20 protein-coding genes are annotated in these 15764 nt (G+C 63.6%); 14 read left to right on the top strand and 6 right to left on the bottom strand.

Annotation, left to right across the window (positions count from 1 at the left end; all coding sequences use genetic code 11):
* The first annotated feature begins 23 nt into the window (after positions 1-23).
* The 5 genes from HUK73_RS09840 to ruvC all read left to right on the top strand — a co-directional run bounded on the left by HUK73_RS09840 (position 24) and on the right by ruvC (position 2546).
* Positions 24-266 (top strand): DUF2312 domain-containing protein, encoded by a 243-nt coding sequence (locus HUK73_RS09840; RefSeq protein WP_150290645.1) that lies wholly within the window; start codon positions 24-26, stop codon positions 264-266.
* A gap of 74 nt (positions 267-340) precedes the next feature.
* Entirely contained in the window at positions 341-667 is a 327-nt protein-coding gene (locus HUK73_RS09835) for a heavy metal-binding domain-containing protein (RefSeq protein ID WP_176591738.1), read from the top strand.
* Positions 664-1158, top strand: coding sequence for an arsinothricin resistance N-acetyltransferase ArsN1 family B (locus HUK73_RS09830; RefSeq protein ID WP_176591737.1), 495 nt, complete (start codon positions 664-666; stop codon positions 1156-1158). The genes HUK73_RS09835 and HUK73_RS09830 overlap by 4 nt, the downstream gene beginning before the upstream one ends.
* 74 nt (positions 1159-1232) lie before the next feature.
* Positions 1233-1976 carry a YebC/PmpR family DNA-binding transcriptional regulator gene (locus HUK73_RS09825; protein ID WP_176591736.1) on the top strand — a complete coding sequence of 248 codons (744 nt, stop codon included), beginning with the start codon at positions 1233-1235 and terminating at the stop codon, positions 1974-1976.
* 78 nt (positions 1977-2054) lie between these two features.
* Entirely contained in the window at positions 2055-2546 is a 492-nt protein-coding gene (gene ruvC / locus HUK73_RS09820) for a crossover junction endodeoxyribonuclease RuvC (protein ID WP_176591735.1), read from the top strand.
* Between the two features lie 33 nt (positions 2547-2579).
* Here the strand turns inward: ruvC and HUK73_RS09815 are convergent, their stop codons facing one another.
* Both HUK73_RS09815 and HUK73_RS09810 read right to left on the bottom strand, forming a co-directional pair.
* On the bottom strand, positions 2580-3596 hold the full coding sequence (locus tag HUK73_RS09815) for a 50S ribosomal protein L11 methyltransferase (RefSeq protein ID WP_176591734.1): 1017 nt from the start codon (positions 3594-3596) through the stop codon (positions 2580-2582).
* A 64-nt stretch (positions 3597-3660) separates the two neighbouring features.
* Positions 3661-4953 carry a methyl-accepting chemotaxis protein gene (locus HUK73_RS09810; RefSeq protein WP_369805518.1) on the bottom strand — a complete coding sequence of 431 codons (1293 nt, stop codon included), beginning with the start codon at positions 4951-4953 and terminating at the stop codon, positions 3661-3663.
* 305 nt (positions 4954-5258) lie between these two features.
* Here HUK73_RS09810 and sdhC point away from each other — a divergent pair, with 305 nt between their 5' ends.
* The 4 genes from sdhC to HUK73_RS09790 all read left to right on the top strand — a co-directional run bounded on the left by sdhC (position 5259) and on the right by HUK73_RS09790 (position 8463).
* Positions 5259-5591, top strand: coding sequence for a succinate dehydrogenase, cytochrome b556 subunit (gene sdhC, locus HUK73_RS09805; protein WP_369805468.1), 333 nt, complete (start codon positions 5259-5261; stop codon positions 5589-5591).
* Positions 5591-5980 carry a succinate dehydrogenase, hydrophobic membrane anchor protein gene (gene sdhD, locus HUK73_RS09800; protein WP_176591731.1) on the top strand — a complete coding sequence of 130 codons (390 nt, stop codon included), beginning with the start codon at positions 5591-5593 and terminating at the stop codon, positions 5978-5980. Before sdhC ends, sdhD begins: the two co-directional genes overlap by 1 nt.
* Positions 5980-7794, top strand: a complete 1815-nt coding sequence (gene sdhA, locus HUK73_RS09795; RefSeq protein WP_176591730.1) for a succinate dehydrogenase flavoprotein subunit — start codon at positions 5980-5982, stop codon at positions 7792-7794. Before sdhD ends, sdhA begins: the two co-directional genes overlap by 1 nt.
* A gap of 132 nt (positions 7795-7926) precedes the next feature.
* Positions 7927-8463 (top strand): hypothetical protein, encoded by a 537-nt coding sequence (locus HUK73_RS09790; RefSeq protein WP_176591729.1) that lies wholly within the window; start codon positions 7927-7929, stop codon positions 8461-8463.
* Positions 8464-8698: 235 nt separating this feature from the next.
* Here HUK73_RS09790 and arsC read toward each other — a convergent pair whose 3' ends face one another.
* The 4 genes from arsC to aroQ all read right to left on the bottom strand — a co-directional run bounded on the left by arsC (position 8699) and on the right by aroQ (position 11406).
* Positions 8699-9046, bottom strand: a complete 348-nt coding sequence (gene arsC, locus HUK73_RS09785; protein ID WP_176591728.1) for an arsenate reductase (glutaredoxin) — start codon at positions 9044-9046, stop codon at positions 8699-8701.
* Positions 9043-10395, bottom strand: coding sequence for an acetyl-CoA carboxylase biotin carboxylase subunit (gene accC / locus HUK73_RS09780; protein ID WP_176591727.1), 1353 nt, complete (start codon positions 10393-10395; stop codon positions 9043-9045). The genes arsC and accC overlap by 4 nt, the downstream gene beginning before the upstream one ends.
* Before the next feature lie 9 nt (positions 10396-10404).
* A complete protein-coding gene (gene accB / locus HUK73_RS09775) occupies positions 10405-10881 on the bottom strand; it encodes an acetyl-CoA carboxylase biotin carboxyl carrier protein (RefSeq protein WP_176591726.1) in 477 nt (158 codons plus the stop codon).
* An 84-nt stretch (positions 10882-10965) separates the two neighbouring features.
* Complete coding sequence (gene aroQ / locus HUK73_RS09770) at positions 10966-11406, bottom strand: type II 3-dehydroquinate dehydratase (protein WP_176591725.1); 441 nt, start codon at positions 11404-11406, stop codon at positions 10966-10968.
* Positions 11407-11504: 98 nt separating this feature from the next.
* Between aroQ and thiS the strand changes: the two genes are divergently transcribed.
* The 5 genes from thiS to HUK73_RS09745 all read left to right on the top strand — a co-directional run bounded on the left by thiS (position 11505) and on the right by HUK73_RS09745 (position 15712).
* Positions 11505-12506 carry a sulfur carrier protein ThiS gene (thiS, locus tag HUK73_RS09765; protein ID WP_176591724.1) on the top strand — a complete coding sequence of 334 codons (1002 nt, stop codon included), beginning with the start codon at positions 11505-11507 and terminating at the stop codon, positions 12504-12506.
* 81 nt (positions 12507-12587) lie between these two features.
* Positions 12588-13298 (top strand): CoA transferase subunit A, encoded by a 711-nt coding sequence (locus HUK73_RS09760; protein WP_176591723.1) that lies wholly within the window; start codon positions 12588-12590, stop codon positions 13296-13298.
* Positions 13298-13948: a CoA transferase subunit B gene (locus tag HUK73_RS09755; protein WP_176591722.1), complete on the top strand. Its 651-nt coding sequence runs from the start codon at positions 13298-13300 to the stop codon at positions 13946-13948. Before HUK73_RS09760 ends, HUK73_RS09755 begins: the two co-directional genes overlap by 1 nt.
* Before the next feature lie 9 nt (positions 13949-13957).
* Positions 13958-14398, top strand: coding sequence for an HIT family protein (locus HUK73_RS09750; RefSeq protein ID WP_176591721.1), 441 nt, complete (start codon positions 13958-13960; stop codon positions 14396-14398).
* Between the two features lie 15 nt (positions 14399-14413).
* The gene (locus tag HUK73_RS09745; protein WP_176591720.1) at positions 14414-15712 is read left to right on the top strand and encodes a glycosyltransferase family 1 protein; all 1299 of its coding nucleotides are present in this window, start codon (positions 14414-14416) and stop codon (positions 15710-15712) included.
* Positions 15713-15764 lie beyond the last annotated feature (52 nt).

Below are 15764 nucleotides of genomic sequence, written 5' to 3'. Positions count from 1 at the left end.
ATTCACACTGACTGGAGATTCTCATGAGCGATGGCAATGTCGCCGCCGAACAGCTACGCCTTTTCATCGAGCGCATCGAGCGCCTGGAAGAGGAAAAGAAGGGCATCGCGGACGATATCAAGGACGTCTATCTGGAAGCCAAGGCCAATGGCTATGACGTGAAGACGATGCGGTCGATCGTGCGCCTGCGGAAGATGGAACGCAACGCCCGCATGGAAGCCGAAGCGCTGCTGGAAACCTACAAGTCGGCTCTTGGCCTGGAATGATGCCGGGGGCATCATTCAAAGAGCCGACTTTGGGTCTGGAATAACCAACCTCACCAACAAAGGAGAGCGCCTCCATGTCCGAGATCATCGTCAGCACCACTCCCACATTGGAAGGTCGGCCCGCGAAGGAATATCTCGGCATCGTCACCGGCGAGGTGATCGTGGGCGCCAATCTCTTCCGCGACCTGTTCGCCAGCGTCCGCGACATCGTCGGCGGGCGCTCGGGCGCCTATGAGGATGTGCTTCAACGCGCCCGCGAACAGGCGATCGGGGAAATGCGCACCCGCGCGGCGGTGCTGGGCGCCAATGCCGTGGTCGGCGTCGATCTCGATTATGAGGCGGTGGGGTCCAGCGGATCGATGCTGATGGTCACGGCTTCGGGCACGGCCATTCTGTTTTGACGCTGCACATCCGCCCGGCACGGCCGTCCGATGCGGCGCGTTGCGCGGAAATCTATGCCCCCTTCGTCACCGAAAGCTGCGTCAGCTTCGAGACGGAGGCGCCCGATGCCGCCGAAATGGCGCGGCGTATCGCAAGCCATGGCGCTTCTCATGGGTGGCTGATCGCGGAAACGGCCGATGGGAAGGGGGCGGGTTACGCCTATGGCAGCGCGCACCGGACCCGTGCGGCTTATGCGACATCCGCAGACGTTGCCATCTATGTCGACCCCGCTCACGCCCGACAGGGGGTAGGGCGCGCACTCTATGACATGCTGCTGCCGCAGCTTAAGGCGGGCGGCTGCCACGCCGTCTTCGCCGGCATCACTTTGCCCAATGCCGCCAGCGTCGCGTTGCATGAGGCGATGGGTTTCACGCCCGTCGGCGTCTATCGCGAGGTCGGATGGAAAATGGGCGGTTGGCGCGATGTCGGCTGGTGGCAGAGATTGCTCTGACGGTTGCTCTTTGGCCGCTCGCTGGTGTAAGGGCGCCCATCAATCCTCAATCGGCAAACAAGAATTCAGGATCCATGGCAGGCCATTCCAAATTCAAGAACATCATGCATCGCAAGGGCGCGCAGGACAAAAAGCGCTCCTCGATGTTCTCCAAGCTCAGCCGCGAAATCACCGTGGCCGCGAAAATGGGCATGCCCGACCCGGACATGAACCCGCGTCTCCGCCTGGCGATCAACGCCGCCAAGGCGCAGTCCATGCCCAAGGACAATATCCAGCGCGCCATCGACAAGGCGATCGGCGGCGATACGGAGAATTACGAGGAAATCCGCTATGAGGGCTATGGCCCCGGCGGCGTCGCCATCATCGTCGAGGCGCTGACCGACAACCGCAACCGGACAGCGACCAATGTGCGCACCGCCTTCTCGAAAAATGGCGGCAATCTGGGCGCGTCGGGCGCGGTGAGCCATGGCTTCGACCGCATGGGTCTCATCACCTATCCGGCGAGCGCGGGCGATGCCGACGCGATCTTCGAAGCGGCGCTGGATGCGGGCGCGGAGGATGTGTCCTCCAATGAAGACGAGCATGAAATCTGGACCGCCATGGACGCGCTGCACGAAGTCGCCAAGGCGCTGGAAGGCAAGATTGGCCCGGCCGAAGGCGCCAAGCTTGCCTGGAAGCCGCAGACCACCGTCGAAGTCGATGAGAGCAATGCCGCGACGCTGATGAAGCTGGTCGATACGCTGGAAGACGATGACGACGTCCAGACCGTCTGGGGCAATTATGAAGTCTCCGACGAGGTCATGGAGAAGCTGGGTTAAAAAATGCCCCCGTTCGTGTCGAGCGCAGCCGCTACGCGGTAGCGCTCGACTGGACTCGAAGCGAACGGAGATCCACGCATGATCATATTGGGTCTCGACCCCGGCCTCGGCACCACGGGCTGGGGCCTGATCGCCGCGGACGGCAATCGCCTTACCCATATCGCCAACGGTCAGATCAAGACCGATTCCGGCATGGCGCTGGCGAATCGTCTGCTGGTGCTGGACCTGGCGCTGACCGACCTCATCCTCGAACATCAGCCGGGCGGCGCGGCGGTCGAGGAAGTGTTCGTCAATGTGAACCCGCAATCGACGCTGAAACTGGGGCAGGCGCGCGGCGTCGTGCTGCTGGCGGCCTCCCGCTCGGGCATGGAGGTGGGCGAATATGCCGCCCGTCTCGTCAAGAAATCGGTCGTTGGCGTTGGCAATGCTTCCAAGGAGCAGGTCCACGCCATGGTGTCCCGCCTCCTTCCCGGCGCAAAGGTCGCGGGGCCGGACGCCTCCGACGCCCTGGCTGTCGCCATCACCCACGCCCATCATCTGGCGAGCGCCCGGCGCATTCCACGCAAATAGGGGCAAGGGAAGGTCTTTCCCCGCCCCCTGCCGTTAAATACTGCCGAAGCCCGGCGCCTCACCGCGCGCCCTGCCGTCGATGCGGCGGGGACGTTTCCAGCCGATCTGCGGGCGTTTGCGCAGGCGCAGCGTCGGCCAGTCGCCCCGGTCGGTCCGTTCGGCAAGGCGCATCCCCTGTGCGCGATAGGCGGCAAGCACGGCGTCGGCCTGCTCCCGGAGCAGGCCCGCAAGGACGATCGTCCCCCCTTCCTCGACCAGCGCACAGAGCGAGGGGGCAAGTTCGATCAGCGGGCCGGCCAGGATATTGGCGATCAGCAGGTCATAGGGCGCGCGGGTGATGATGGCCGGATGGTCCGCGCCCGCCGCCGTGTAGAGGGCGAGCTGGCCCTGACCCTTCCCCGCCGATATGCCGTTTGCGGCGGCATTTTCCCCGCTGATTTCGACGGCGACGGGATCGATGTCGGATGCCGTGGCATAGGCGCGGGGCCAGAGATGCAGCGCGGCGAAGGCGAGCAGGCCTGTGCCGGTGCCGATATCCGCGACATTGCCGAAACGCATGCCGATGCTGCGCATCCGGTCGAGCATCATCAGACAGCCCGCCGTGGTTTCATGCTGGCCGGTGCCGAAGGCGCGACTGGCCTCTATCAGGAAATTGACATGGCCGGGCTGTAGCGGGTCGCTGGCGAGGTTGCGGACGTGGAAACGGCCGGCGGTGACGGGTTCCAGCCCCTGCTGGCTGAGCGTTACCCAATCCTCGTCCGGCAATTGTTCGACCAGCGGTTTCGTGCCCGCCGCACTGGGGACGAGCGAGCGGAGCAGCTTGACCGCGGCGGGGCTGGGCTGGCCTTCGAAATAGGCTTCCAGCCGCCAGCTGTCTTCATTGTCCGGTTCCGCCTCGCTGGTCATCAGCACGGGCGGGCGGTCCATCAGGGCGAAGGCGGCAATATCCCCGTCCAGCGCTTCGGCCTCGGCGCGGGTGCAGGGCAGGGTGACTTTCCAGCTCTGGGCGGCCGGTTCCGTCAAGGAAGTGGGGGGTGCGACATCGTTCATGTCGCCGCCTTTAGACCTTTGGGGGAGGAAGGGAAAGCGGTCTGGAGGTCCCCCTCCGTCCGCGTCAGGCGACCTGCTTGCCGAAGTCGGTGGACGCGGCGCGCAGGCCTGAAAGCTTGCCTTCCACGCTCATGAAGCCGCGTTCGAGCTGGTCGATCTCCGACGCCACGACTTCGGTATCCTGCCGGATCGCGCTGATCGTGGAGGACATGGAGTCGGCGGCGAGCGCGGTTTCGTCGACCGCCGCCGTGATCATCGTCACCGTTTGCGCCTGCGCGTCCATGGCGTGGCGGATGCGCTCGGCGCTGGCTTGAACCTCGCCCACCGTGTCACGGATGCGCTCATTGGTTTCGACCGACTGGCGGGTCGAGGCCTGGATGTCGGCGATCTTGCCCGCAATCTCGTCGGTGGCGCGGGCGGTCTGGTTGGCGAGGCTCTTCACCTCCTGCGCGACGACCGCGAAGCCGCGTCCGGCATCGCCCGCGCGCGCGGCCTCGATCGTGGCGTTGAGGGCGAGCAGATTGGTCTGGCCCGCAATGTCGCGGATCAGGCCCAGGATCGACTCGATCGACTTGGCATGTTCGGACAGGGTGGCGGACATGGTGACGGCATCGCCCGACTGGCGCGCGGCGCGCTGGGCGACGCCGGCGGCGCTTTCGACCTCGGTCCGGGCATCCTCGATCGCGCGGATCAGACCGGCCGACGTGCGCGCGGCTTCCCGCATCGCGAGCGCGGACTGTTCGGCGGCGGCGGCCACTTCCGATGCCTTGCCGAGCATGCCGCGGGTGGCGGCGGAGGCGTCCTTCGCCTGTTCGCGCAGCGATTCGCCCAGTTGCGAGGCGCCGTCGATCTCGCCCATGATCCGCTGTTCGAACAACGTCCCGAAACGCTGGCGCTCATCGCGCTGGGCGGCGGCTTCGTCCCCGGCGATGACATTCGCCATCAGCGCTGCATCGAACATGCCGACGTGCATCATCACATGCGTCAGGCGGCGGCGTGTCGTTTCATCGTCGGTACGCTGCCAGATGATGTCGATGAGCTTTTCATTGGCGGTGGCCACGGGCATGAGCACGGACCGCAGCGGCGATCCCTGTTTGCGCGCGTGGCGAACGCAGGCGGCGGACGACATCGCCCATTCCCCCGCTTCATAATAGCCGAGCTTCTGGCGGACATATTCATGCGCCTCTGTCTCGATCTTCGCGAGGGTCGCGGGGGTAAGCTTCCTGCGCAGATCCGTCTGCTCGATATAGGAATCGTAGAAGGTGCGCGCCGCCACGGTCGCGTTGTCGCCCACCAGATCACGAATCTCCCGCAGACCCCGCGCCAGTTCCCCGTGCGGATCGACCTCCTTCATCATTGCAAGAATGCTGCTCTTGGGCATGGTGGAGGAAGTCATCTTCGGCAGAACCCCAAAAATTGGTTTCGTTGGTCCGTTCGACCGATAGCGCCATTTGGTTAATCACTTCTTAGTTGCGCGCCGGTCGACACGGGCCGGTTCATCGGCAACGTTCCATCGCGTGGGCGAGGCGGCTTGCCCTCTCGCACGTTCGCTCCTAAGGGGACGGGACTCGAGGGACAACATCAGGGACGTAGGTAGATATGGCGCGAACCACGAGCCGGCCGCTCTCGCCGCATTTGACGATCTGGAAATGGGGACCAGCAATGGCCGTTTCCATCATGCACCGCGTGACCGGCAACGGTCTGGCAACGGTTGGGGCATTGGGTTTGGTCTGGTGGCTGATGGCCGCCGCTGCCGGGCCGGAGGCCTATGCGACCTTCGTGACCTGCGCGACTTCGCCCATCGGTTATCTGGTGATGGCGGGCCTCAGCTGGTTCTTCTTCCAGCATCTCTTTTCCGGGCTGCGCCACTTCGTGCTCGACATGGGCGCGGGCTATGAGCTCAAGAACAACAAGATGTGGTCGCTCCTGACCTTCGTCCTGTCGACGCTTGCCACGCTGGCCTTCTGGGCCGCCATCTGCACGGGGAAATTCTGATGGGAACCGGAACCGGAATCGGCCGCGTCCGTGGTCTTGGCTCGGCCAAACATGGCGCGCACCATTGGCTGGCGCAGCGTTACACCGCCATCGGCAACCTGCTTCTGGTGCTGTGGCTGCTGTTCAGCCTGATCGCGCTGCCCGGCCTTGATTATCAGAGCGTCGTGCACTGGATTCACAATCCGCTGGTCGCCGTGCCGCTGATGCTGATGATCGTCAGCATCTTCTGGCACCTGCGGCTGGGCATGCAGGTGATGCTGGAGGACTATGTCCATGACAAGGGTCTGGCCTTCCTCTCCATGCTGCTCTTGAACTTCTATGCCTTTGGCGGCGCGGCCGCGGGCGTCTTCGCGATCGCCAAGATCGCCTTCACGGGGATCGTCAAGTAATGAGCGAAGCCTATAAGATCATCGATCACACCTACGACACCGTCGTGGTGGGTGCGGGCGGCTCCGGCCTGCGCGCGACCATGGGCAGCGCGGAAGCGGGCCTGAAGACCGCCTGCATCACCAAGCTGTTCCCGACCCGCAGCCACACCGTGGCGGCGCAGGGCGGCATCGCGGCGTCGCTGGGCAACAACTCGCCGGACCACTGGACCTGGCACATGTACGACACCGTCAAGGGGTCGGACTGGCTGGGCGATCAGGACGCCATCGAATATATGGTGCGCGAAGCCCCCGCGGCGGTCATCGAGCTGGAACATGCCGGCGTGCCGTTCAGCCGTAACGAGAATGGGACGATCTACCAGCGTCCCTTCGGCGGCCACATGCAGAATATGGGCGCCGGCCCGCCGGTGCAGCGCACCTGCGCCGCCGCAGACCGTACCGGCCACGCCATGCTGCACGCTCTGTACCAGCAGAGCCTGAAGTATGACGCGGACTTCTACATCGAATATTTCGCCATCGACCTCATCATGGAAGATGGCCCGAACGGCAAGGAATGCCGTGGCGTCATCGCCATCTGCATGGAAGACGGCTCGATCCATCGCTTCCGCAGCAAGGCAGTGGTGCTGGCGACGGGCGGCTATGGCCGTGCCTATTTCTCCGCCACCTCGGCGCACAGCTGCACCGGCGACGGCGGCGGCATGGTGCTGCGCGCGGGCCTCCCGCTTCAGGATCTGGAGTTCGTGCAGTTCCACCCGACCGGCATTTACGGCGCGGGCGTGCTCATCACCGAAGGCGCGCGCGGCGAAGGCGGCTACCTCACCAACTCCGAGGGCGAGCGTTTCATGGAGCGCTATGCCCCCTCGGCGAAGGACCTGGCGTCGCGTGACGTCGTGTCGCGCTCGATGGCGATGGAAATGCGCGAAGGGCGCGGCGTGGGTCCGAACAAGGACCACATCTTCCTGCACCTCGACCATATCGATCCCAAGGTGCTGGCCGAGCGTCTGCCGGGCATCACCGAAAGCGGCAAGATTTTCGCGGGCGTCGACCTGACCCGTCAGCCGCTGCCGGTGACGCCGACCGTCCATTACAATATGGGCGGCATTCCCTGTAACTATCATGGGCAGGTCGTGACCAAGGTCGGCGACGATCCGGAAGTCGTGGTGCCGGGCCTCTATGCGGTCGGTGAAGCGGCCTGCGTGTCGGTCCATGGCGCGAACCGCCTCGGCTCCAACTCGCTGATCGACCTTGTCGTCTTCGGCCGCGCGACCGGCCTGCACCTCAAGGAAACGATCAAGCCCAACGGCTCGCATCGTCCGCTGCCCAAGGATGCGGCCGATCTGGCGCTGGGCCGTCTGGATCATTACCGCAACGCCAAGGGCGGTTCCGCGACGGCGAAGATCCGCCTCGAAATGCAGCACACCATGCAGAAGCACGCCGCCGTGTTCCGCGACAGCGCGCTGCTGGCCGAGGGCGTCACCAAGATGACCGAGGTCAATGCGCGCATGCAGGATGTCGGCGTCAGCGACCGTTCGCTGATCTGGAACACCGACCTTATCGAGACGCTGGAGCTGGACAACCTGATGTCGCAGGCGGTCTGCACCATGGTCAGCGCGGAAAACCGCAAGGAAAGCCGCGGCGCCCATGCGCATGAGGACTTCCCGAACCGCGACGACAATGAGTGGATGAAGCACACCATCAGCTGGTTCGAGGGCTGGGGCGGCAAGGGCGGCAAGGTGACGCTCGATTACCGTCCGGTGCACGACTATACGCTGACCGACGAGGCGGAATATATCAAGCCCAAGGCGCGCGTTTACTAAGGCGCGCTGTCAGGTAAGACGAGAAGAGGGCGGGCCGAGAGGTTCCGCCCTTTTTGATATTATTGGCTGGTTTCGACCATTTCTTGCTATCGGATAGCAATGTTATGTCGGAAGGATGCAGGTAGAGCGGCTATGATTAAGAAATCATCTTTCCCGATCCTCGCCACGTTCATCGTGACCGCGCAGCCAGCCCTTGCCGGATCAACACCCCTGCCAGACCGCATCGAATATGTATCGGGCGGCATAATGTCGCTCCACTCCGAACTGAAAATCGACCTTGAAAGCGGCGAATATCGGCTGGCACAACCGAAAGGCGGAGCTTTGGAGCCCGTCGCAGCTCAGCAGGGGCGGTTATCCGCAGATCACCTCGCTAACATACGGGCCTTGGCGACAAAGGTTGTAAAATTGGGATTCAAAACACCCAATTGTCTGCGCGTCGAAAATAGCGAGGCTCGGCGTAGGCGACGCTTACAACCTAGCCAGATCACTATCGATCTCCCGTCGATGGACGGGTCAACCAGCTTTTGGGTTAGGGTGGCGGGTCAAGTTCAAGCCGCGCCGGTAGATGAAGGTTGCTGGACGGATAACGGCAAAGCGCTTCAGCATGATATGTTTGCTGCCGCACACGCTGATCTTGGATCAGAGGCGGCGAACCAGCCGGTCCGCTAGCCACCCAAATCCGCTGTCCTTGCTCCGCCGTACTGAACTTCATCAGAGGGCGTTGTTTATTGCACGAGCTTCCGGCTGGCAGGATTGGTCCGCTCGACCAATTTGACCTCCCATAGCGGCGCCCGCGTTCGAGCCAGGGGCCGAACGACGCTGATGGATGCGGGAGGGGAGCGTCGGGAGTGACGCCGACATCTGTCGGCGCCGTGGCTGTGGTCAGCCATGTAAGAGCGCAGGTCTAAAGAACTTCGCTGACCCGCTCGGGCGGGCGGGCGATGACGGCGCCTTTTTCCGTGATGACGATGGCGCGCTCGATCAGGATCGGGTGTGCTGCCATCGCGTCGAGGACCGCCTTGTCATCCGTCACGTCGAGGCCGATTTCCTTGACGACCGCCTCGCCCTTGCGGAGAGCCTGCGAGGGGTGGACGCCCGCCCTGGCCAGCACCGTTTCGATTTCGGCGCGGCTGGGCGAGGTCTTGAGATATTCGACCACCTCGACCTCGACCCTCGGCGCGGCTTCGAGGATTGCAAGCGCGGCCCTCGACTTGGAGCAGCGGGGATTGTGCCAGATGGTCGCTTTCGTCACTTCGCGTCGTCCTTCGACAGCCACTCTTCCAGCCACTTGATCGTATAGTCGCCGTTCAGGAAATCCGGGTCGGTCAGCAGTTTCTGGTGGAGCGGGATCGTGGTCTTCATGCCCTCGATCACATATTCCTCCAGCGCGCGCTTCAGGCGCATGATGCAGCCTTCGCGGGTGCGGCCATAGACGATCAGCTTGCCGATCATGCTGTCATAGTAAGGCGGCACCTTATAGCCCTGATAGAGGCCGCTATCGACGCGGACATGCATGCCGCCTGGAACATGATAGCTGGTGACGGTGCCCGGCGACGGCGCGAAGGTCCGGGGATCTTCGGCGTTGATGCGGCATTCGATGGCGTGGCCGTGGAATTCGATATCTTCCTGCGCGACCGACAGCGGCTTGCCTTCCGCCACGCGAATCTGTTCGCGGACGAGGTCGACGCCGGTGATCATCTCCGTCACGGGATGCTCCACCTGAAGGCGGGTGTTCATCTCGATGAAGTAGAATTCGCCGTCTTCCCACAGGAATTCGATCGTGCCCGCGCCGCGATAGCCCATGTCGGCCATCGCCTTGCGCACCACTTCGCCCATCCGGTCGCGCTCGGCGGTGGAGAGGACGGGGGAGGGGGCTTCTTCCAACACCTTCTGGTGGCGGCGCTGGAGCGAGCAGTCGCGCTCGCCGAGGTGGATCGCGTTGCCATTGCCGTCACCGAAGACCTGGAATTCGATATGCCGGGGATTGCCCAGATATTTTTCCATGTAGACGGTGTCGTCGCCAAAGGCGGCCTTCGCCTCCGACCCGGCCTGCTTCATCAGCGTTTCGAGCTGGGATTCCTCCGGCACGACTTTCATGCCGCGACCGCCACCGCCCGACGCGGCCTTGATCAGCACGGGGTAGCCGATCTTGGCGGCCACTTCCTTGGCCTCCTCGACGCTGGTGATCGCGCCGTCGGAGCCGGGGACCAGCGGCAGGCCGAGCGCGCCAGCGGTGCGCTTCGCCTCGACCTTGTCGCCCATGATGCGGATATGTTCGGGCTTCGGCCCCACGAAGGCGAGGTTATGCGCCTCCACGATTTCCGCGAACTGGGCGTTTTCCGACAGGAAGCCATAGCCGGGATGGATCGCGTCCGCGCCGGAGATTTCGGCGGCGGAGATGATCGCGGCGATGTTGAGATAGCTGTCCTTGGCCGCGGGCGGCCCGATGCAGATCGCTTCGTCGGCAAGGCGCACATGCATGGCATCGGCGTCGGCGGTCGAATGGACCGCCACCGTCTTGATGCCCATTTCATGGCAGGCGCGATGGATGCGCAGGGCAATTTCGCCCCGGTTCGCGATCAGCAGCTTTTCGATGGCCATAAGAGCGCCTTATTCGATGACGATCAGCGGCTGGTCATATTCGACCGGCTGGCCGTTATCGACCAGAACGGCCTTGACCGTGCCGGCATTGGGCGCGGTGATCGCGTTCATGACCTTCATGGCTTCGACGATCAGCACGGTGTCGCCCGCCTTCACGGTCGAACCGACGGCGGCGAAGGGCGCCGCGCCCGGCTCGGCCGCCAGATAGGCGGTGCCGACGATGGGCGAGCGGATGGCATTGGCGGAAATGGCGGGCGCGGCGGCTTCAGCCGGAGCGGCAGAAGGCGCGGCGGCGACCGGGGCGACAGCGACGGGGGCGGGCGCATAGGCGACGGGTGCGCCGCCACCGACCTTGCGCGCGACGCGGATCTTGCGATCGCCGTCCTCGACTTCGATTTCCGTCAGATTGGTGTCATCGAGCAGCGCGGCGAGATCGCGCACCAGCTGTACGTCCACCTGCATTGCGCCCTTTTCCTTGTCGTTCATTGTCTGTCCCTGGACACGTGAATTTCGTTTCTGACGCTCGCGCCTATGCGCATTTACGGCAAAGCGCAACTTATGTGCGTCGAGTTACAGTTCGAGGGCAGCTTCCAGCGCCAGCATATAGGACATCGCGCCGAAGCCCGCGATGGTTCCCTTCGCCGCCATGCCGACATAGCTTTTGTGGCGGAAATCCTCCCGCTTATGGGGGTTGGAAAGATGGATTTCGATCACCGGGACGGCGATGCCCTTGATCGCGTCGTGCAGCGCGACGGAGGTGTGGGTGAGCCCGCCGGGATTGAGGATGACGGCATGGGCGCCCTCGAAATGCGCTTCCTGCAACCAGTCGATCAGATGGCCTTCATGGTTGGACTGGCGGAAATCGATCTCGACATGGGCGCGACCGGCGGCGTCCTCCATCCGTTCGGCAATGTCGTCCAGCGTGTCATAGCCATAGATTTCCGGCTCGCGCGTGCCCAGCATGTTGAGGTTGGGACCGTTCAACACATAAATCTTGCGCGTGTCGGCCATGACTGTTCCCTTGAATGGTTGCGGGGCGCGTGTCGCTGACCCTATATGCGGCGCGCGGACATGAAAGCCTCTTAGCCGCATCAAGGAAGGTTTGCATAGTGAGCGTCGACGGAACCATCTCCATCCATATCAATGGCGAGCATCGCCGCGTGCGCGAAGGCATGACGCTGGCGGCGTTGGCGAGCGAGTTGGGCTTCGCGCCGGAAAAGGTGGCGGTGGAGCGCAATCTGGAGGTGGTGCCGCGTTCGACCCTGGCGCAGGTGCGCGTCGAGGATGGCGATGAACTGGAGATTGTGCACTTCGTTGGCGGTGGCGACGTGTCGGCGGTCGATGAGGATAGCTGGACCGTGGCGGGCAGGACCTTCCGTTCGCGCCTGATTGTCGGCACCGGCAAATATAAGGATTTCGAGCAGAATGCGGCGGCGGTCGCGGCTTCGGGGGCGGAGATCGTCACCGTGGCGGTGCGGCGGGTCAATGTGTCGGACCCCAAGGCGCCGATGCTGACCGACTTTATCGATCCCAGGAAGATCACTTATCTGCCCAATACGGCGGGCTGCTATACCGGCGAGGAGGCGATCCGCACGCTGCGTCTGGCGCGTGAGGCGGGCGGCTGGGATCTGGTGAAGCTGGAGGTGCTGGGCGAGGCGCGGACGCTCTATCCCGACATGGTGGAGACGCTGCGGGCGACCGAGATATTGGCCAAGGAAGGCTTCAAGCCGATGGTCTATTGCGTAGACGATCCGATTGCGGCCAAGCGGCTGGAGGATGTGGGCGCGGTGGCGATCATGCCGCTGGGCGCGCCGATCGGGTCGGGGCTGGGCATCCAGAACCGCGTGACCATCCGGCTGATCGTCGAGGGCACGAAGCTGCCGGTGCTGGTCGATGCGGGCGTGGGCACGGCGTCGGAAGCGGCGCAGGCCATGGAATTGGGCTGCACCGGCGTGCTCATGAACACCGCCATAGCCGAGGCGAAGGACCCGGTGCTGATGGCCGCCGCGATGAAGGCGGGGGTCGAGGCGGGCCGCATGGCCTATCGCGCCGGGCGCATGGGCAAGCGCATGTATGCCGATCCGTCGAGTCCGCTGGCCGGATTGATTTGAGATTTTCGCTATCGCAGCAAATTGACCACCTCCCGGCTTCCTCCTATTCCTTGGCGAAGGTTTGGAAGAGGAGGACAAGCGATGGTGAACAAGCTCTACCCCGATGCTGCATCCGCGTTGGAGGGTCTTCTCTTCGACGGGATGCATCTGTGCGCGGGCGGTTTTGGGCTGTGCGGCATTCCGGAACGGCTGATCGACGCGATCCGGGATTCGGGCGTCAGGGACCTGACCATCGCCTCCAACAATGCCGGGATCGATGGCGAGGGGCTGGGCAAGCTGCTGCGCACGCGGCAGGTGAAGAAGATGATCTCCTCCTATGTCGGGGAGAATAAGGAATTCGAGCGGCAATATCTGGCGGGAGAGCTGGAGGTCGAATTCTGCCCGCAGGGCACGCTGGCGGAACGCTGCCGCGCGGGCGGCGCGGGGATTCCGGGCTTCTACACCAGGACGGGCGTAGGCACCGCCGTGGCCGAGGGCAAGGAAGTCAAGACTTTCGACGGGCAGGATTATATCCTGGAACGCGGGATTTTCGCGGACGTGGCGATCGTCAAGGGCTGGAAGGCTGATGAGAGCGGCAATCTGATCTTCCGCAAGACGGCGCGCAACTTCAATGCGCCTATGGCGACGGCGGCCAAGATCTGCGTCGCGGAGGTCGAGGAAGTGGTGCCGGTCGGCAGCCTCGATCCCGATGCGATCCATCTGCCCGGCATCTATGTGAAGCGCATGATCATAGGCAGCCCCTATGACAAGAAGATCGAATTCCGCACCGTTCGCCAGAGGGAGACTGCATAATGGCCCAGGAATCCAAAGGCTGGTCACGCGATGAAATGGCCGCCCGCGCGGCGAAGGAGCTGCAAGACGGTTTCTACGTGAACCTGGGCATCGGCATCCCGACGCTGGTGGCGAACCATATTCCCGCGGGCGTGGAGGTGACGCTCCAGTCCGAGAACGGGATGCTGGGCATCGGCCCCTTCCCCTATGAGGGCGAGGAGGATGCCGACCTGATCAATGCGGGCAAGCAGACGATCAGCGAATTGCCCAATTCGGCCTATTTCTCCAGCGCCGACAGTTTCGCGATGATCCGGGGCGGGCATATCGACCTGACCGTGCTGGGCGCGATGGAAGTAGCGGAAAATGGCGACATCGCCAACTGGATGATCCCCGGCAAGATGATCAAGGGCATGGGCGGCGCGATGGATCTGGTCGCGGGCGTCAAGAAGATCATCGTCGTCATGGAGCACACCTCCAAGGACGGCAGCCCCAAATTCATCCCCGCCTGCACCCTGCCGCTGACCGGCAAGAATGTGGTCGACATGATCGTCACCGACCTGTGCGTCTTCCAGCGGCCCGACCATGACAGCCCGTTCCGGCTCGTCCAACTCGCTCCGGGCGTGACGGCGCAGGAAGTCGCCGCTAAGACGACCGCGCACTATCTTGCTTAAGGACGCGCAATGAGCCTCGACGGCATTTATGACGACGGCAATGTCTTTGCCCTGATCCTGCAGGGAAAAATCCCTTCGACCAAATTATATGAGGATGAGCATACCTATGCCTTCCTCGACATCCAGCCGCAGTCGAAGGGGCACAGCCTGGTCATTTCCAAATGGTCGAGGGCGCGCAATATCCTGGAAGTCGAGGACGAGGCGCTGGCGCAGATCATGGCGACGGTGAAGAAGGTCGCCAATGCGACCCGCAAGGCGCTGGACCCCGATGGCATTCATGTCGCCCAGTTCAACGGCGCACCGGCCGGGCAGACCGTGTTCCATCTGCATGTCCATATCGTACCGCGCTGGGAGGGGCAGTCCCGCAACTTCGTCGCCCATGCACAGGGCGATTTCGCCGATCCGGCGACATTGCAGGCATTGGCGGAAGAGATTCGCGCGCAGTTCTGATGCAGTTGCTCTGACATGGCGCTCAAGCCCTTCAAGGCCCCTGGGGCGCGGCTGGCGCTGCGCTCCAAGCGGGAAAGCCGGCGCTTTTCCGGCGGGGATCGGCCTGCGGAGGTCATTCTCGACATTTCGCGGCTGCTCTCGCGCAGTTTTCATGCCGCGCCGACCGGCATCGACCGGGTCGAATTTACCTATGCCCGCGAATTGCTGGAGCGGATGCCGGAGCGTCTCGCCTTTGCCGCCGTGCACCCGGCGGGGGGCTATTATGGGCGGTTGAAGGATGTGGCGGTGCGCCAGTTTCTGGCTTTCACGGCGGCGCGCTGGCGCAACAAGGGGCCGGTGGATGAAAAGGAGAGCAAGGCGGCGGTCATCCGCCATCTGATCGCCCTGCGTCCCCGCCCGGTGCCGGTGGCGGACGGGCCGCGCATTTATTTGCAGGTGTCGCCGCATCATCTGGACGATGCCGATCAGGTCGGTGCGATCCTGCGGGCGGAGGGTGCGCGTTTCGTGACGCTGGTGCATGATGTGATCCCGCTGACCCATCCTGAATTCGCCCGGCCCCAGGGCGCGGACGAGCATCTGAAGCGGGTGCGGACGATCGACCGCTATGCCGATGGGATCATCGGCAACAGCCGGGCGACCATCGACGCGCTGGCGCCGCATCTGACGCGTGGCCTTGCTGGGCGCGTGATCCGGGTGGCGCATTTCGGCGCCGATGCGCCCGACATGGTGGTGGAGGGCGGTCATGACCTGCCGGACCGGCCCTATTTCGTCTATATCTCGACCATCGAACCCCGGAAGAACCATCTGCTGTTGCTGAATATCTGGCGGCGGCTGGTGGAAAAGCTGGGCGACAAGGCGCCGGTGCTGGTGCTCATCGGGCGGCGTGGTTGGGAAAATGAGAATGTCGTCGACATGCTGGAGCGCGCGGAGATCCTGCGCGGGCATGTGATCGAGGCGGGCAGCGTGCCCGACAGCCAAATGAACGCGCTGGTCGCGGGGGCGCGGGCGATGCTGATGCCTTCCTTCGAGGAAGGCTATGGCATGCCGGTGATCGAAACCCTTTCGGCGGGCGTGCCGGTGATTTGCAGCGACATCGTCGCGCATCGGGAGGTCGGCGGGAATGCGCCGGACTATCTCGATCCGCTGGACGGGCTGGGTTGGCTGCGCGCCATTGAGGCCTATTGCCAGCCGGCATCGCCGGAGCGTGAAGCGCAACTGGCGCGGATCGCGGCCTGGCGTCCACCGACATGGAAAGCCTATTTCGATATTGTGGCGGATATGTTGCAGGAGATGACGGCATCGGCCGGTGCTTGACGTATTTCCATCGGGCGCACAGAAGCCATTGTATGGATTGCGTTTTTGGCGG

This window comes from Sphingobium sp. EM0848, from assembly GCF_013375555.1.
Lineage (GTDB): Bacteria > Pseudomonadota > Alphaproteobacteria > Sphingomonadales > Sphingomonadaceae > Sphingobium.
Note: the sequence above shows the minus strand (reverse complement) of the source record. Positions and strands in the feature narration are given on the sequence as shown.

Bases quoted from the DNA above. Each gene is read 5' to 3' on its own strand.
- ruvC (WP_176591735.1), top strand. From the start codon at position 2,055: ATGATCATATTGGGTCTCGACCCCGGCCTCGGCACCACGGGCTGGGGC.
- sdhD (WP_176591731.1), top strand. From the start codon at position 5,591: ATGGGAACCGGAACCGGAATCGGCCGCGTCCGTGGTCTTGGCTCGGCC.
- HUK73_RS09750 (WP_176591721.1), top strand. From the start codon at position 13,958: ATGAGCCTCGACGGCATTTATGACGACGGCAATGTCTTTGCCCTGATC.
- accB (WP_176591726.1), bottom strand. From the start codon at position 10,881: ATGAACGACAAGGAAAAGGGCGCAATGCAGGTGGACGTACAGCTGGTG.
- accC (WP_176591727.1), bottom strand. From the start codon at position 10,395: ATGGCCATCGAAAAGCTGCTGATCGCGAACCGGGGCGAAATTGCCCTG.
- HUK73_RS09840 (WP_150290645.1), top strand. From the start codon at position 24: ATGAGCGATGGCAATGTCGCCGCCGAACAGCTACGCCTTTTCATCGAG.
- HUK73_RS09810 (WP_369805518.1), bottom strand. From the start codon at position 4,953: ATGATGAAGGAGGTCGATCCGCACGGGGAACTGGCGCGGGGTCTGCGG.
- aroQ (WP_176591725.1), bottom strand. From the start codon at position 11,406: ATGGCCGACACGCGCAAGATTTATGTGTTGAACGGTCCCAACCTCAAC.
- sdhC (WP_369805468.1), top strand. From the start codon at position 5,259: ATGGCCGTTTCCATCATGCACCGCGTGACCGGCAACGGTCTGGCAACG.
- HUK73_RS09835 (WP_176591738.1), top strand. From the start codon at position 341: ATGTCCGAGATCATCGTCAGCACCACTCCCACATTGGAAGGTCGGCCC.
- HUK73_RS09825 (WP_176591736.1), top strand. From the start codon at position 1,233: ATGGCAGGCCATTCCAAATTCAAGAACATCATGCATCGCAAGGGCGCG.
- HUK73_RS09815 (WP_176591734.1), bottom strand. From the start codon at position 3,596: ATGAACGATGTCGCACCCCCCACTTCCTTGACGGAACCGGCCGCCCAG.
- HUK73_RS09790 (WP_176591729.1), top strand. From the start codon at position 7,927: ATGATTAAGAAATCATCTTTCCCGATCCTCGCCACGTTCATCGTGACC.
- sdhA (WP_176591730.1), top strand. From the start codon at position 5,980: ATGAGCGAAGCCTATAAGATCATCGATCACACCTACGACACCGTCGTG.
- HUK73_RS09745 (WP_176591720.1), top strand. From the start codon at position 14,414: ATGGCGCTCAAGCCCTTCAAGGCCCCTGGGGCGCGGCTGGCGCTGCGC.
- HUK73_RS09755 (WP_176591722.1), top strand. From the start codon at position 13,298: ATGGCCCAGGAATCCAAAGGCTGGTCACGCGATGAAATGGCCGCCCGC.
- HUK73_RS09760 (WP_176591723.1), top strand. From the start codon at position 12,588: ATGGTGAACAAGCTCTACCCCGATGCTGCATCCGCGTTGGAGGGTCTT.